This window comes from Paenibacillus sp. FSL L8-0708, assembly GCF_038009325.1.
GTDB classification, from domain to species: Bacteria; Bacillota; Bacilli; order Paenibacillales; family Paenibacillaceae; genus Paenibacillus_AQ; species Paenibacillus_AQ odorifer.
Genome location: NZ_JBBPBC010000001.1, coordinates 1364199 through 1379342, shown reverse-complemented (window position 1 = coordinate 1379342; position 15144 = coordinate 1364199). Strand labels below are relative to the sequence as shown.

Here is a 15144-nt window from a genome sequence, read left to right as displayed (position 1 = left end):
GACCGTTCGGGACACGCGATCAAAAAGGTAAATCCTCGTCGGAAATATCGATAGGTGCGCCGGTATCTGACGGAGGAGTCTGCGTGGAAGAACCGCCCGTAGTCGCCGACGTAAGTACGGACTTATCGACGTGTGCTGGATCAGCTTCACGCAACAATTCGATAATATCGTCTTCTTCGCGGAAGTTGGCGAGCTCGGCATATGGGAAGTCAAATCCGATGAACTGCGCTGCTTCTGCCGGAACCTCTGCGTCACCACTACCGAGAGAATACGATTTACCATCGGACGTCTTCGTGATGTTAACGATGTCGCCGACAACCGTATAGTCCTTGCTGAACTTCTTCGCAGCCTTTTCGAGTTTGTCGTAATCCCCGATAATATTCATCGCGTGGAACTCTTTGATATCGAGAACTCTCCACGTTTTATATTCAAGGTCGAATACGGGAATCATGAAGTACAGTTTGCGCTTAGCCTTCGCTTTGCATGAGATGCACGCGCCGCCGTTCGGTTTAGTAAACGACTTAAGTTCTGCGCCGAGTCCTCGCGGTGAGTGTAAGCACGTGTGTTTCTTAACGAAGGTTGTATACGGTGAGAACGTACTATCCTCATGGCAGAAATAAAAGTACCAATTATCAGGGTCCGCGAGAATAACGAATTGACGTCCGTCTCCTAATTCGGAAGCTTTCCCACCAAGGCGTACATATCTCGTCACGTCCTCCGGAAGACCTTCGTTAATACCGTTACCTTTCGGAGTGTTGCGAGTTTCCTCACGTTGTTTAAGTTGGTCGCGAATACTCATTCGATCACGTTCCTTTTCAGTTTATTTCGGACTATAGCTTCCTACGTCCGCAACACGGCACTAACGCGCTTGTATCGTTGTTATCGGCCGTTAATACCGCGTTGCTGGCGTAGGATATACGCTCAGCTCATCGTCAGACGTAGGCTACAACGCTCTTCATTAGCGTGGTTTTTCCCGCTGAATTTCCAGTAACTCACGTTCTAACCTCGCTCTTTCCGCGTCGATTCCGGCTATTTTCGCAGTCATTTCCGCAGCTACACGTGTGGATTCCGACTTAGCACGGCGGAGATCAAGTTGCGCACGCTCTACGGACAACTCCGCTTTACGGACGCTAATCCGTTTTAACTCGCGTTTTTCCTTGCGCTCCGCTGCGCTGACCGCCCGTTGAATAATCCGCTCAATCGGACTACGCAGCGATTCGGACGCTTTGTGCTGCGGATATAATGTGAAGACCGTAGCCTCCGTCGGATGTACGAGAAACGCAATCCGGCGATAAGCGAACATACGCGCAGGCTTACCGTCCTCATCGACGACTAGCGGTGAAACTAGCGTAGCCTTGCGAAGCATATCCATTACGTACATAGGCGCTTTCGAGCGGTCGATACCAAAATGCTCGACGGCGCGGTCGCAAGCGTGTGGGCTGACGAAGATTTTTCCGATAAAATGCGTGCCGGCTTGCGGATCAATCGCAACACTCATGCGATGACACGCCCCTTCATAACGCTGCGAATATCGATATAATCCGCTGTATCTTCGTAGTTTTCGAAGCCTCCGTTATAGATGCGATCGACCAATCTGTTTGAAACGTGGGGATTGCGTGTATTTATATGAGTAACGTTTTTTATACGATTCATGGCGTTAACCTCCGGTTATTAAAAGTGGGCGCAGTTAAATAAGCGTTGACAACCGCAAATTTTTTGCGTAATATTGAAAACGTGAAGTATGGATTGGATATATTTAGGAAATAACATACATAAGGTAACTAATACCACCGAAATATCTTTAAATCTTTGTGATATAATTGATAGTGGAACGGACATCATGCCCGATAGCCCGTTCATAAATTAGTTAAACAGCTAAGTATTCGTGGACATCACCGAAGCGATTGGCGTCGTAACGGCGAGCAAGTCTACGAAGCTTACGTTTAACTGTCTCATGGTGTATCCCAAGTGATCTTGCGATCTCCGTGGGTTTAGCGTCTAGCGGCGCGAACAAATATGCTGTGACGATTGTAGTCGTCGTGGTATCGGTCTTGGCGGACCGAGTAAGGGAATCGATCAGCTCCAACTGGTCGGTTCTTTTTTTACGTTGACGGAGTTCAACTGCCGTTTCTACAGGACGCTCATCACCGTCTCTTTCCATAACCTCCGAGTTTGGCGACTCGTTATCAATGGAAAGTTCGAAACGTTTCCGTCGGCGCTGCTCTGTCTTGAAATAATCTAACTGCGCTTCACGAAGTGCTTTCAGCAGTAGCGATCCAAAATTATCCGATGATTTGGCGATCACCTTAAGGATAACGGAATCCAGTAGCTCGTCCGCATCGTTGGCGTCGCCCATTCGGGAAAACACGATCCGACTGCGGTTAATCTGGCGGAACAGCACGCCCGCCTCTTTGTACATTTCGGAAAAGGCGCCGTCCGTGCCCTCCGCTAAATATGCAGCGGCGAGCTTATTCAATTTTTCAAAGTTCAATACTCAACAACTCCTCAAGAGATATTTATTATTTCAATGCTTGTCTGCCTTACATATATAAAGCCGACCTGCTCAAATGCCCCGCACACTTTTACAAGAAAAATATGTTAGAATAATTAAGTTATCATTTCGCAAAGTATCGGAGGCGCTCATAAATGTACGTTGTCGGTGAATGCCGACTTCGGGCGCTGCTCAAAGAACGTAAACTATCGCAGGCTGATCTTAGCCGCAGGACCGGATACTCCCGTTCGCAAATCGGTCATTGGATAAACGACCGGAAACGTGTGGGCGTTATGGGCCTCGACAAAGCGCGGACGATTGCGGAAGTTCTCGGTCTTGACTCCCCGTACGACTTGTACCATTGGGAGACCGCACCCGATAAGGCAACGGACGATTAATTTCGTTCGTACCGACAAAAAGTCGTCAAATTTTACGACATTTCACGTACACAAACGCACGCGAATCGCATCTATCCGTTTTGCTGCCTCGCATGCTTCTCTAGTTGCCTCGATACCCGCCGCGTTAAAGTCTTTCGCGCTGTTCGGAATCTCTACGTTGTATAATCGCACGTACCCGCGCATCTTTCTTTCGATCTCCCACCGCAGTTTTTCGCCGGCGGCATCGTTATCACCCGCAATCAATAGTTCCTCGATCGGACTACGCCGCAGTAGATTCGCTTTCTCTTCCGTAAACTCCGACCCGCCGACCGCTAAGCCAAACGTACCCGCCGTACTTGCCGTCATTGCGTCGATCTCAGCCTCACCGATGACCGCGCGTTTGATATTCCGCCGATAAGCGATATCTATTCCGTAAATCATCGACTTAACCGGATATCCGTTCTTACTATACCAAAACGCTTTTCCCCACGTTGCACGGAATTTTGCGTTAAGAAACGTTCCGACCGGGCTTGTCCACGGCATAACTACCGCATTCTTCGCGACGTCGTAGCCGCATCTGTAAAGCCGCTGTATAACTGGCGATATCCCTCGATTAGTTAGGTATGAAATTTCTCGTTGTATGTACGGGGACATATCGATCGGCTTACGTACGGCAGCTTGCGGTTCGGGCGCGTTCAATCGTATTCGTAGCGTCGGACGCTCGTCCACGTCGGCAACCGTTAACTCTTCAAACGCCTCATGCAGCGTAATGTTGCGCAGAAACGCATAAATTTTTACAGGACTTCCACGCGCCCACTCCGGATCTACGGCCCCCGCATCGTTCCAGACCCCGAAAGCTTCGTCATCCGGGTCGATAACAACCGAGAATGATGGCGTGTTGTCCGCGCGAGAGCCGAACGGTGAAGATGCGATTAAGCGACCACGTGCGTAAAGGAGATTGCGCCAGGGATAACGTTCGATGGCGGAAAGGAAGAGTTCGTGATTAATCGTAATAGTAGCGTTCATATACTCACCTCCGCAGACTCAAATAAGGCCGCGCTATGGCTGTAGCAATTAACGCGGCCGCCTTCCATTCAGTTGATAATTGTTGTATACTTGTCTATGGATTAGAACGATGGAGTAATGACAATATTCAGGCGACGTCCGATTGCGGCCTTTTGAGAGAGGTGTTCCGCAATTTGGACAGCTTGAGGCAATAGTGCGGTAGCACGTAGATACTTAGGCATTGTCCAGCCCGGCTTTCCTACTGTGCCGCTTTCGCGAAACTTCTGATCCACGGACACGTTATACCGCTTTATGAACTCCGCGTCAAAAAGAGTCCAATAATCACGTTCAGAAATGTTGTTATCCTGACAGTATACATACTGCTTACGGGACAGCGCACGCTCCAACTTGAGATTCTCCCCGTCTGAAACTTTTGGTAAACCTCCACGATTGCCTATGGACCTTTGCGCGGCCTTACCAATTGCCGTCCCACGCTTCCTACTAATGAACGCCTCCATTACTGTCAATATACGCCCTTGTCCGTCAAATGCGGAAAACTCCTGTGAATCTTCTACGATATCCTTGCGCACACCGAATTGCGATAAATCGACAACGCCGTTAGTTGCTACGTATTTATTATACTCGGACACAACTTCTCTGCTTGTCGCGTTAAAATACGGATTACGCGCGTATATGTCCGTGATTAGTCCGCGCACACCCTCCCGAGACCATGCTTGATATACTGCTAGGCTGTCCCTTGTGTCTATTCCCGCGTGCTTGAAAAAGGTTCTGAGTGCGGACGCACCAGGCTTTTGTAAGATGTAGCGTACAAGTGACTGCACAGTTATTATCTCTTCGCGTACATCGAACTCAACCCCGCCAATAAGCATTTGGTATAACATATTTTTGAGTAGTTGCTCGTTTATGGCGTCCGACAATTTATCGTCCCAGCCTGCGCCTATATGTGTTTTTATTTTTCCGGGTATTCTCTTCCAAGTTAGTACATCGTCTGTAACAACCTCGGAAAAGTTGCGGAATGAACTAATATTGATTGAAGCAATAACAGACTCCTCGATGGCTACTCCCTGCATACGCACACTTGGTATTGCGCAATTCGCAGGAATACTTTTAAACGCGTTATCCGTCGTGTCTAGTCCTATCTTCTTAAAACCAAACGCGGGCATCTCTGACTCCTCTAAGATACTTACGCCCTTTTTACGGAAATACGCAGTCTGCGCGGTGTCTATAGTCCCTACTTTTTCCTGTGCTGATTGAAACTTCTCCAACAATGCTACTCCCTTTTTAACTCTACTCATTTGCTATCGCCTCCATTATTTTTTCTGCTCTACTATAATCGTGCTCGATTAACATCCGCAAAGATATCTCCGCCATAAATCCCAACTGTTCCATATAAAGCTCTTTCGCCATCTCATCCGTTGCCCGCGTATAGTCTCCGGCTGACATCGACAAGTTGCCGACGAATGGTCGCAGACTCTCGTGAAAGAAGCGCAGTAACGAACGATCCGGTCCGAGCGGTAAATCTCCGTAATCCTTAACCTCTGCGGCTGTCCGCGCCGAATACTCGATTAACTCAAAGATGCGCGGGTCGATCGCAGGCTTGGCGGGAATGTGCGTCTCCTCTTCGTCAGGCTCCTCCGCCAATTCCACGCGCTTACTTTCCGCCCGCGCCAACGTATTGCTTGCGGTCTGCGGCGAGGACACTCCGATTGCGAGCGCGATCTCTTTTAGCGTGCGACCTTCTTCGCGGAGACGTAACGCTGTTTCTTCGCGTTCGGTTAACGTCTCGGCGGTTGCTTTTACGAAGTCATACGCTTTTCCATCGGAGGCTTCCATTTTTCCACGTGATTCATTTGAATCAACTGGAATTACTGCGCTAACCCAACGGTGGGCCGTCGGCTGACTAATTCCGAGCCACTCCGCAATCTTACGCTCTGACTTACCTTCCTCACGTAACCTAATCGCGGCTTCTTGGCGCTCCTTTTTCGAGATACTCCGTCCTAGCGTGTTCAATTGGTACGCGTGACCTTCTTTTTCTTCATCAGTTAGTCCGAAATACCTTGTAACAACTACGTATTCAATTCCGCAATCAATAGCGGCGCGGAACCGGTGGTGACCGTCGAGGATAACGTAATTTTCGTCTACGTGGATCGCGTTCTGTATTCCATTAACGCGGATATTCTCGCGAAATTGTTCGTAGCGCTCTTTGTCCATACTCTTCCATACTTGATATCGTCCGACGGTTATTTGTGATAACGACGCGATGTGCGTTTCGGCGGGCTTTTGTTTGGCTTCTGCATTCATCTTTCGGCCTCCTATATAGTAATAACGCAAGATAACCTCGCGCTGCTTGCCGAAGGGGTCGGCGTAGCTGTCGTCGGGGCGGCGTATGGGGTACGTCCGGCTCCGTAACATTTTAAGCGGAGGTTGTCTTGCGTGGGTTTGGGTTCGGCGTCGACTGGCGTCTATTCCGGCGGTTATTACGAGTAAGAGCGGATTGCGTGGGGTTTGTGCGGGGTATATCGTTCAGCGTGTGACTGCGTTTGTTTAACCTTATGACCCAATAATACGCACAAGTGCTCAATAAGTCAATCACTAAGTTCATATTTTAATTCACTATGTATATATTAGTGATGTTTTTGCTATAATAACAGTGCTGGTATCAGCCAATTTATCAATAAGGACGTGGTCTTTTGGCACTCAGACCGAGCTACAAACGATTAAGACATATATTAGTAGAGCGAGACATGACCCCGGTCGACCTCCGCAGGGCAACCGGTTTAGCGCGCAATACTATGACGAGTATAAACGCGGACAGGTCCGTATCACTAGAAACCCTAGCGGTCATCTGCGATTATTTAGGTTGCCGGATTGAGGACGTAGTTGAGTTCGTGCCGGCTACGGAGTAAACTTCGCAGCCTCATCCGCTAAATCCGTTTCCTGTACGATGCCCCAATTCGGCAAGTATACGATTTCCACGCGAGTATCCTCGCCACCGTTACGCCCTTTGCCGAGCTCAATCACGCCGCGCCCTTCGTGTGCCAACGTATCTATTCCGAACACATTCGCGGCATCCTCAAGAATCGCTTTCGACTTCTTAATCTCCGCACGCTTCGGCGGCTTCAACTCGCGCGTTCCATCTTCGTTCTTCTCCGACGCATCTTCATCCGCTTGCGTCACGATGTGGATGACGGTCTTCGTCTGACCAGCGAGTCTCTTAATCTTAACGCTAGTCGCCGCCACATCTCCGCCAGCCACCCGCGACGTATTCGCCTCGTAATCCATTAAATATATCGGATCGACTACGACAACGTCCGCCTCTGTCTCGCGGATGTCCACCTCTAATTGCGCAATTCCTCTATCCGTAAAACCTTCGCTATCTGCAGCGCGGAGTATTATGCGCCCCGGAATCATTTCGTTTAGCGTCCGCAGAAACGTTTCGAACTCCGCCTCGAAATCGTCCGTCAAGCGCCCCATAAGCAGCGCCTTATTTTCGAAGCCCGCCGCGTAATCAACTCCGTCTATCTTCGCGTTTACTAGGCCGAGCCTTGCGCTAATAGACGAATATGCGCGCGCCATCCATTCGAACTCCGACATCTCTAGCGCCCATACGAGTACGGTTGCGCCTTGGAACGCGGGCTCAACTGCGCCGTCCTCCATTACGAGTATGGATTTGCCGCGGCCGGATCGCGCATACCAAGCGTAAGTGTTGCCGGAGAAATAACCGCCAATTTGATCGTTAATAGATGCGAATTTACTGCGCCAGATACGAAATGACGTACCGGCTTTCCGCGCTCGATACTCCGCCAGGAACTTATCCGCTTCACTGGAAACGTCTGTAAATGTACGAGTATTTGTTCGTGTTTCCAGTTTAATCCGTTCGAGCTGTTTCGTCAATGATGCGACAAACTCTTCCGTTGTCTTCGTGTCGAAATCGCGTTGCATATTTGGATCACTTAGTAGCTTCGCTGTCGCACGTTTGCCCGCCGCATCCTTTAACTCCCGCGCTAAGTAATCGAATGAGTCCGTAACGCCCGGTATATATGCGCACACCTCGTCCGGAAATTCCGCTACGAAAGTCGATAGCGATGGCGCTACTCCGCCGTTATCTGCCGCGTACTTAACAACGAAGTCATGCGCGCGCTGTTCGCCTTCCGTGGCGTAGTCTGTTCGCTTAATGCCGAGCCGCGTTAACGCCAGGACATCGCCGGTGTCTACGATTTTTGATAGTAATTGCTGACCGTGCGCCGCCATAGGGTACACCTCCTATTTTACTCTCGCTTAACCTAACACCCAACTCCCATATAAGACGATATTCATTCGACATAGTTGGGATTATTTATAAATTATTGGACGGCATTAGGAAATAATTAAGTACGTTAACGTATTCTCAGTGCGTTATCATAGCGCAATTTGTCGAATATAGCCGCGATTATTACGCTATACCATACGTTCTCCCGAAATCGCATCTTAACGCCTATTTACGCCGTTTTGCGCAGACCTCGCTTACTCTCGCCGACAAATCGTATCTCTACGCACTGTTCGCGTATGCGGTCCGCTAGCCTAGCGTCAAATACTTGCGCCAAATCAGCAAGCATTACGTTCGATGTGTATACGGTCGGCAATCCGTTCGCCACACGATGATTAATGACGCTATGCAAGTCCGCGCGGAAGGCTTCGGATGCTGACCGGACGCCAATATCGTCGAGGACTGCGAACGGAGCCGTCTTTGTGCGGTGTTCGATCGCGTAGTATTCGGCAGCTAACGGTTCGGCGGTTGCTTGCGGTACATGACTCCGGTTAAATCCGAGGAATAGCGTCTGCCAGGCGTTCACATCGAGGAAATACGCAGGTCGTTCCAACGGTTGCCCGTTCCGTTGGATGCTCCCGATATAGTGGCGTATTATCCATTCGTGTATGAGTGCGGCGGCTGTCGTAGTCTTACCCGTGCCGGGCTCGTCACTCTGCAGATATAGCGACTTTATACGTTCACTCTGCGCATCGTCACCGAACTGTCGCGTGAAAGTCTGCGCATACGACTCCGCCAGTTTATACGCCGCTACTTGTCCCGTTCGAGCCGGCGAATTGGCGAGCGTTAGCCTTCGGTAATCCGCCGGCACATTCGCAGCTCCTACACGTCCGCCACTTCCGTTATATCCCATCATAGCGATAAATGACGGACAGCGAGCGTTACACTTGGCGGTGTCGGCTAGCGTACAAGATGCGGCGAGTATGCAGTTTTTAGAATGAGCATTGTGTGACATTGCGTTCCTCCTTTATGTAACGTACGTATAACTATACGACGCGAATCGTAAATAATGAACTACGTCTTACAAAAAATCCGCAATCTCCTCCGCCGTCATCCCGCCATTGAACACCGCACTCTCCGCCCGTTCCTTACGTTGCTGCGTCTTTGCCCTTTCCGCCAGGACTTGCGGCATTATTCTTGGTAACATGTACGTTATCAAAAATCCCGCCGTCAACTGCGGATACTGCGGTGTTACACGATGTTCTGCGAAGGCACGTTCGATCGTTTCACGCAGGGCCTCCGCACCGTACAGCGTAAGCGCGCGTTTGATTACGCCCTGTTCGAAACGATAGCCGCCGGCTGCGGGGATGTACGTTTCCACTCCGTAGCGGTCGCGATTGAGCTCCGTAATCATTACCTGTACGGTCAGCGTATTCCAATCCGCGATAGGTAGCGTTCTCCAAGACTTGCGCTGGTCGGCGGTAATCTTCGGTTTAGCTGGCGCTTTCTTGCGTGGTGTCATCCGCGCTCACCTCCTCGTCAGCGAACGGATCTCCGCTTTCTTCCGCGTATTCTGGTAGCACACGTTTAAGCGTCGCAACAATGTGCGGAATCGGAACGGACGTCGCGCGAATATGCGTGTCGATTTCGCGGAGGGCTTCGTAGAAAATCAGCGCTCGGGCCGCCCACTCGTCCGCACGCATCTCGTGCGCTCGTGATTCCGCCCGTAGCCGTTCATTCTCCGCTAGGTACGAAACCCTTACCGCCTTATGATTCGTCAACTCAACGCTAAGGTGCGCGCAGGAGTCGCACTGGTCAATCGGTTTCATTGTCGCTTGCATATCCGCGATTACGTCATATAGCCGCTCATTCTCCGCAACAACCGGCGAGTACACTTCGCAATAGAAGCAGAACGCGCCCTCTATGTGGCACTGACATGCGCTACTCATTCGCAGCCACCTCCGGAAATATAATAGGCTCAAAATCTCGGACGAGACGTTTTGCGAAGGGGTAGTCATGGAACGTTGTAGTCCCGAAGCATACTCCGCCTTCTCGTCGATTAACATCGTTACGCGCCCGCTGGAATACGGTCATTATTGTTGAGCGCAACATTTCGTTCTCCGCCTCCGCGCTAATCGCCCGTTCAATAGCGATCGGCCATCCGGTGCGCGCTTCTGCGATGAACTCCGCCACGCTCGGCGACCCTGCGGAGTAAGCTACACTATCTAATTCGCATGATCCCGGCGGCCACTCGCGCTCTACATCCGTTCCGTGCATTACGAACCACACACCGGGTTGATGCGCTCCGACCTCCTCAATTAACGCTAAGTCTGCGTGTAAATCACGTCGTGTTTCCGTAGTTTCACTCGTGGTCATCCGTTGACACCTCCGATTATATGTTAACGTTTAGTTTCCGTAAAACGCCAAATCCGGCGATTAGCCACTTTATACACACGTAGAGTTCACGGAGTAGGTTTCGCTACATTACGCTGTATTCGCACAAATTGGTAAATTACGGAATTTATAAATCGTAGATTTCGCTGTAGTTGCTATAGTTGCAATTAGCGTAGATTGCACAAATATAGCGTTCTCCCGTTTCCTCTCGTTTTCTACGCCGCACGCACGTTTTCATTTTTACGCTTTTCTTGAAATACCGCGACCGCATCACGCCAGCTTAACGCTTGATAGCGCGGATTATCGTACAACCACAGATTAATCTCGCGGATTTCTTCGTTAGTTAATTGTGTCATTACTTCCGTCCTCCCTTCGTATAATGTTCGATAATATCGTTAACCGTCTTCACTTACGCTGCCTCCTTCTCCGCTTGTAAATACCGCTCGTACGCCTTCCTCGCGCTCGTTGAGCCGGATATTGGCGCCCCTACACGTAGACACTCCGCGATAAACTCGTCGTCTGTATCGGAACACGGAAGCCCTAGCGTATACAAACGCCAATGTACTAACTCGTGTAATAGCGATCCTAGCACGTCCTCAAACGGTCGCTCTGCGTTAACTACCGTAGACATACGTATTTCCTGCATGGTCTTATCCGACTTGCGGTAGTGGAACGCCGCCCATTGACTGCGCCAGTTGTACGTTACCAACGTCAGCGTTCCCGTATAATCCACGCCCCAATGTTTACGTGATAGTTCGTTAGCGAGCGCTAGTAGGCGACTTTGTTCCGCGAGTAGTTCAGCGCGCTTCATACGTCAACCCTCCCGTTCCAGTTACGTAACCTCGCGACTGAATTAGCGCGAATTTTATGTGGCGTATGGTAGAACATAACGGCCCAGCTCGCCATTTTCACGAAGTCAGGATACTCCGCTTCGTAAGCTCCTTGACCATTGCGGAACTCCTCGGTCGATACCGTTCGCCAGCCGAACCATTTACGCCTCGTGCGCACTTTTATACAACAATGGCTGCACGGATAAGTCCGTTCGCTAAATGTCACACGGTACGCGGTGCCGTCGGTTGTTACTACATCCGTTTTCATTCCGCCATCCTCCCGTCCCACGCGTTAAACCGCTCGACTGCGGCCTGTTTACGCAACTCCTTAGCAGCGCGCAAATGAGCACGTTCTGCACCGTACGCAAGTCCTGCGTAGTACTCGCTTATGAATCGTTGGGCAAGCGCCACGATGTCCTCGATCTTAACGCGATACTTCGTCCCATCCGGCGCAGTTCCATTCGTAATCACCTCCGTTAACTCGGCGATAAGGGCGGCGATACATACCGCATCCGGAAACGTTGATTCCTGAGTCATTGCGCGCACACTCCCATCAAGGCCGTTTATCCGCACGCCATACGTAGTCTTCGCGCCCGGAATCCGCGCGACTTCGATGTAAGGAAAGCGTTCGAACACCATCCACGCTGCGGAAATGTCTCTACTTGGCCGGAAGTAATCGCGCGAATCTACTGTCATAGAATAATCCGCCTCGATTGCCACGACACGTCCCTCTGCGTCCTGCCATCCGATATATCCGCCACCACCTCCCGGACGCGAGACTCTGCGCCAGCCCATAACTGCGGTTGCAATCCACGCGTCCTTTTCCCGCGCACCTAACTCCGCCCACTTTGCGATGATTTCTTCGCGTCTCATAGGTCTACACCTCCCACGGAATAGTAGGTGGAAACAGGCCGGGAACAATGTACGGCTCCTTACCGTCTTCGCTGTCTTGCACGACCATGAACATATTCTTAATGCGGTGGTGCTTCGGAATCTCCTTGTGAAGCGCGTCGTATCCGTTAAGCCCCTCGGAGATTTCGATTTCCTCACTCGTATAATACTTACCGCTAGGTTTGAAGTACGTTACGCTAACCGTTTTCATTACGCAGCACCTCCCCGTGCGAACGCCGCCATCGCCGCGTACATTTTAACTTGCGCATCCGGTACCGCGAGCACCACGTTATCCGGCAGCAACTCCGCGCCGTGCGGAACGTAGTCCGCGGCAGCTTCCGTCCGCATCTCGTCGAACGCATCCATAATATCCTGGCGCTCGAATCCGTCGACGAAATGCAGTCTACCGAGCGTCATGCGAATGTCCTCGCCCATCATTACGCTCTCAAATATCGCGTCCTTAATTGCCGCCTTTATCTCGTTCATTACGCCGCACCTCCTTTCGTAATGGTAACGTCCGGCCAATACGGAATTTGCGAGTCTAACGCGGCCTCTATCGCAAATGTCTCCGTACGTAGCGCCGCCATAAACTCCGCGATCGACGTCGTGTCCGCGTTGACCGCAGCCTTGAACCGTACGTAATCGAGTGCCGCACGCAGACCCTCCGTATTGACCGGATAATACGCCACGTCGTCCCATACCTCGCGCTTAGCGGGCGGTTCCGCACCTTCAACGGGCTTATATCCGGGTGCCTGCGTAGGGTCTACGATGCGGCGGCGTTTGATGACGAAGTTCTGAGCGTTAGCGTCCGATTGGATTGCGTAGTCTTGCGTGAGCTGTGCGTTTAACATTAGGCTACGCCTCCTTCTTCGTCGTTGATAACTTCGTTGATACCGGGGATTATGGTGCCGAGCGTGTTGAGCGTGAGTCGAATCGCGTTCTGTGTGCGCTTAAACTCTAGCGGATTTCCTCCGATGCGCATTTGCGCGTATCCGGCCTGTTCGCCGAGCCAACCGTAATAATCACGCAGGCTAGCGATTGCTATATCGCGCTCTTCTTCCTCCGTCAGCTCACGTTCATACCCGACAACTAGCGCAGTTAGTAGCGTGTCGAACGAGATTGAGCGTATCCCCCTTGTAGACAGAGGAGTTCCACGACCCTCGCTAACATACACGTCTACGATACGCTCATTACTCAGCGCTGAGCTCCGCAAACCTTCGATTCTGTCCGCAGCCTCGCGCGGAATTATTACCGGTTTAATCGTTGTCATTACGCGTTCACTCCTTCGATTTTTATTCCGAGCGCTTCGAGTACGTGATGGACTCCGCGCACAAAGCCGCCATAAGTATCAAACGGGTCAGCCGCCAAATCTACGTTACTCTCATAAGCCTCGCGTATCTTTTCGTGCGCTTCTTCCTCGTGTGGCGGTCCGTCTGTTCCACGCGTAGCTGCTTCGTATGTCTGCGCAAATATCTCTGCCTTACACGGGCAGCGCTCGCCGGCAACTCCGGTAATAATCCAGTCATCCGCGCTGATTTCGTGGAACCCTTCAAGCGTCTTAATCGCGGGAACTTTGCGGAATGGTAACGGTATGTGCGTTGACTTATCGTGATAGCCGACGAAGCGCCCTCCGATTTCATAACATGCGTAGCCGTCTTCGAGGCCCAAAGTATATTGGACTGCGTCAACAAGTACGGGCTTTTTGCGGAATTTCATAGCGTAACCTCCTCGTATTTTTCATAGCGCTTCTGTACCCACTTAACGCTGCTGTGTATATTCTGGCGTGAGATGCCGAGTTCAGCCGCTGCTTCCGACCTTGTGAGCCCCGCCATTAGTGTACTTATTATCCGGCGTGGGTTCGGCTTGAGCACCGCCAGGAACTCGTCCACCTCTACGCTACTGTAATCGTCGGGCATACCGCGTTCCTCTTCGTCTGGTAGCGCAGTGACTTCGGTAATCCGAACGCAGTGTAGCGCTGTGGTTGCGAGAGTTACTGGTATATCGAGATCCCGCGCCACAACTTCCGCACTCTCTTCGGCGAGACCCGCGTTCCGAATACGCTTGACGACAGCGTACAATCGGCGCGGTATGCGAAGTCCGGTCGATGGTCGGCGCGAGAAAGAGTTAAGAATCTCTCCGTATATGTGCGGAAATGCAAACGCGCCGAAAGGTACGTCAGGATCGTTATAGCGGTCGTATGCGTTGATAAGTCCGACAGTTCCTTCGCTGAGCGCATCCGACCTCGGAGTGCTTGTGGCGTCACACTGTGCGCGGAAATGGCGATACACGATACGTCCGACTAACGTTTGGTTAGCGGTAATGAAGTCAGCGCGTGATAGCGGACCGAGTAACGGGTTATCCGGAAATTTAGCGTTCATATGCGTTGATACCTCCGTGTGTGAAATAGTGCAAATTCAATGCGCGGATTGAGTGATAAGCGTGCGGCGAATAAATAAGTTATTGACATCGCGGATAGCTTGTGTTATTTTATTAAATCTTTTAAAGACTTTAAGATCTTAAAAGCTTTTAAATTACTTATTCACTTACGTTCATAAGTAATTCGGACCGGATAAAGTACAATCCGTCCCGACATATCAGGAAACACGCGGATTAAGCCTTGTATTACACATATCTAACTGCGCGGATTTTAAAATATAAAAGATAAAACGTACCCGATGCGCCTCGCCACCGTCCGTCGCCGCGATTCCCACCGTACCCGTCGCGTGCCTTCCGTCATTTCTCCGTAAAATCACCGTTGATTTAGGCGTTTAGATAGCGTGAGGGTAGACTTATCACTCCCGGACATCTAAGGCGCTAATTTCACGGTGATTTTACGGTGAGGCGTAAGGGAGCGATAATTGAACGGAATTGATTAGCGGTGGTGGATTC

The 15144-nt window shown here is 50.8% G+C and carries 23 protein-coding genes; 2 read left to right on the top strand and 21 right to left on the bottom strand.

What is annotated here, in order from left to right; genetic code table 11:
- Positions 1 to 19 precede the first annotated feature (19 nt).
- The 4 genes from NYE58_RS06195 to NYE58_RS06180 all read right to left on the bottom strand — a co-directional run bounded on the left by NYE58_RS06195 (position 20) and on the right by NYE58_RS06180 (position 2476).
- Positions 20 to 799, bottom strand: a complete 780-nt coding sequence (locus NYE58_RS06195; RefSeq protein WP_341001315.1) for a single-stranded DNA-binding protein — start codon at positions 797 to 799, stop codon at positions 20 to 22.
- A gap of 159 nt (positions 800 to 958) precedes the next feature.
- Positions 959 to 1498 (bottom strand): hypothetical protein, encoded by a 540-nt coding sequence (locus tag NYE58_RS06190; protein ID WP_341001313.1) that lies wholly within the window; start codon positions 1496 to 1498, stop codon positions 959 to 961.
- On the bottom strand, positions 1495 to 1653 hold the full coding sequence (locus NYE58_RS06185) for a hypothetical protein (RefSeq protein WP_155986541.1): 159 nt from the start codon (positions 1651 to 1653) through the stop codon (positions 1495 to 1497). Before NYE58_RS06185 ends, NYE58_RS06190 begins: the two co-directional genes overlap by 4 nt.
- 214 nt (positions 1654 to 1867) lie before the next feature.
- On the bottom strand, positions 1868 to 2476 hold the full coding sequence (locus tag NYE58_RS06180; protein WP_341001311.1) for a hypothetical protein: 609 nt from the start codon (positions 2474 to 2476) through the stop codon (positions 1868 to 1870).
- 170 nt (positions 2477 to 2646) lie between these two features.
- On the opposite strand from NYE58_RS06180, the gene NYE58_RS06175 reads away from it, so the two are divergent.
- Positions 2647 to 2889, top strand: a complete 243-nt coding sequence (locus tag NYE58_RS06175) for a helix-turn-helix domain-containing protein (RefSeq protein WP_341001309.1) — start codon at positions 2647 to 2649, stop codon at positions 2887 to 2889.
- Positions 2890 to 2931: 42 nt separating this feature from the next.
- On the opposite strand, the gene NYE58_RS06170 is transcribed toward NYE58_RS06175, so the two are convergent.
- From NYE58_RS06170 to NYE58_RS06160, 3 genes are all read right to left on the bottom strand, one after another.
- On the bottom strand, positions 2932 to 3567 hold the full coding sequence (locus tag NYE58_RS06170; RefSeq protein ID WP_341001306.1) for a toprim domain-containing protein: 636 nt from the start codon (positions 3565 to 3567) through the stop codon (positions 2932 to 2934).
- Positions 3568 to 3995: 428 nt separating this feature from the next.
- Positions 3996 to 5189, bottom strand: coding sequence for a hypothetical protein (locus NYE58_RS06165; protein WP_341001304.1), 1194 nt, complete (start codon positions 5187 to 5189; stop codon positions 3996 to 3998).
- Positions 5182 to 5904: a helix-turn-helix domain-containing protein gene (locus NYE58_RS06160; protein WP_341001302.1), complete on the bottom strand. Its 723-nt coding sequence runs from the start codon at positions 5902 to 5904 to the stop codon at positions 5182 to 5184. The genes NYE58_RS06165 and NYE58_RS06160 overlap by 8 nt, the downstream gene beginning before the upstream one ends.
- A 680-nt stretch (positions 5905 to 6584) precedes the next feature.
- Here NYE58_RS06160 and NYE58_RS37445 point away from each other — a divergent pair.
- On the top strand, positions 6585 to 6800 hold the full coding sequence (locus NYE58_RS37445; protein WP_445671754.1) for a helix-turn-helix domain-containing protein: 216 nt from the start codon (positions 6585 to 6587) through the stop codon (positions 6798 to 6800).
- On the opposite strand, the gene NYE58_RS06155 is transcribed toward NYE58_RS37445, so the two are convergent.
- From NYE58_RS06155 to NYE58_RS06090, 14 genes are all read right to left on the bottom strand, one after another.
- The gene (locus NYE58_RS06155; RefSeq protein WP_341001300.1) at positions 6790 to 7944 is read right to left on the bottom strand and encodes a DnaB-like helicase C-terminal domain-containing protein; all 1155 of its coding nucleotides are present in this window, start codon (positions 7942 to 7944) and stop codon (positions 6790 to 6792) included. The genes NYE58_RS37445 and NYE58_RS06155 overlap by 11 nt on opposite strands.
- Positions 7945 to 8372: 428 nt before the next feature.
- Positions 8373 to 8552 (bottom strand): hypothetical protein, encoded by a 180-nt coding sequence (locus tag NYE58_RS06150; protein ID WP_341001299.1) that lies wholly within the window; start codon positions 8550 to 8552, stop codon positions 8373 to 8375.
- A gap of 669 nt (positions 8553 to 9221) precedes the next feature.
- Positions 9222 to 9662, bottom strand: a complete 441-nt coding sequence (locus NYE58_RS06145) for a hypothetical protein (protein ID WP_341001298.1) — start codon at positions 9660 to 9662, stop codon at positions 9222 to 9224.
- Complete coding sequence (locus NYE58_RS06140) at positions 9634 to 9969, bottom strand: hypothetical protein (protein WP_341001297.1); 336 nt, start codon at positions 9967 to 9969, stop codon at positions 9634 to 9636. The genes NYE58_RS06145 and NYE58_RS06140 overlap by 29 nt, the downstream gene beginning before the upstream one ends.
- A 112-nt stretch (positions 9970 to 10081) precedes the next feature.
- Positions 10082 to 10516: a hypothetical protein gene (locus NYE58_RS06135; protein WP_341001295.1), complete on the bottom strand. Its 435-nt coding sequence runs from the start codon at positions 10514 to 10516 to the stop codon at positions 10082 to 10084.
- 233 nt (positions 10517 to 10749) lie between these two features.
- A complete protein-coding gene (locus tag NYE58_RS06130) occupies positions 10750 to 10890 on the bottom strand; it encodes a hypothetical protein (RefSeq protein WP_179089336.1) in 141 nt (46 codons plus the stop codon).
- Between the two features lie 53 nt (positions 10891 to 10943).
- Entirely contained in the window at positions 10944 to 11345 is a 402-nt protein-coding gene (locus NYE58_RS06125; RefSeq protein WP_341001292.1) for a hypothetical protein, read from the bottom strand.
- 283 nt (positions 11346 to 11628) lie between these two features.
- Positions 11629 to 12285, bottom strand: coding sequence for a BC1872 family protein (locus NYE58_RS06120; protein WP_341001291.1), 657 nt, complete (start codon positions 12283 to 12285; stop codon positions 11629 to 11631).
- Positions 12242 to 12466: a hypothetical protein gene (locus NYE58_RS06115; protein WP_341001290.1), complete on the bottom strand. Its 225-nt coding sequence runs from the start codon at positions 12464 to 12466 to the stop codon at positions 12242 to 12244. Before NYE58_RS06115 ends, NYE58_RS06120 begins: the two co-directional genes overlap by 44 nt.
- Positions 12466 to 12741 carry a hypothetical protein gene (locus NYE58_RS06110; protein ID WP_341001289.1) on the bottom strand — a complete coding sequence of 92 codons (276 nt, stop codon included), beginning with the start codon at positions 12739 to 12741 and terminating at the stop codon, positions 12466 to 12468. Before NYE58_RS06110 ends, NYE58_RS06115 begins: the two co-directional genes overlap by 1 nt.
- Positions 12741 to 13106 (bottom strand): hypothetical protein, encoded by a 366-nt coding sequence (locus tag NYE58_RS06105; protein WP_341001288.1) that lies wholly within the window; start codon positions 13104 to 13106, stop codon positions 12741 to 12743. The genes NYE58_RS06110 and NYE58_RS06105 overlap by 1 nt, the downstream gene beginning before the upstream one ends.
- On the bottom strand, positions 13106 to 13525 hold the full coding sequence (locus tag NYE58_RS06100) for a hypothetical protein (RefSeq protein WP_341001287.1): 420 nt from the start codon (positions 13523 to 13525) through the stop codon (positions 13106 to 13108). Before NYE58_RS06100 ends, NYE58_RS06105 begins: the two co-directional genes overlap by 1 nt.
- Complete coding sequence (locus NYE58_RS06095; protein ID WP_341001286.1) at positions 13525 to 13971, bottom strand: hypothetical protein; 447 nt, start codon at positions 13969 to 13971, stop codon at positions 13525 to 13527. The genes NYE58_RS06100 and NYE58_RS06095 overlap by 1 nt, the downstream gene beginning before the upstream one ends.
- The gene (locus NYE58_RS06090) at positions 13968 to 14633 is read right to left on the bottom strand and encodes a sigma-70 family RNA polymerase sigma factor (RefSeq protein WP_341001285.1); all 666 of its coding nucleotides are present in this window, start codon (positions 14631 to 14633) and stop codon (positions 13968 to 13970) included. The genes NYE58_RS06095 and NYE58_RS06090 overlap by 4 nt, the downstream gene beginning before the upstream one ends.
- Positions 14634 to 15144 lie beyond the last annotated feature (511 nt).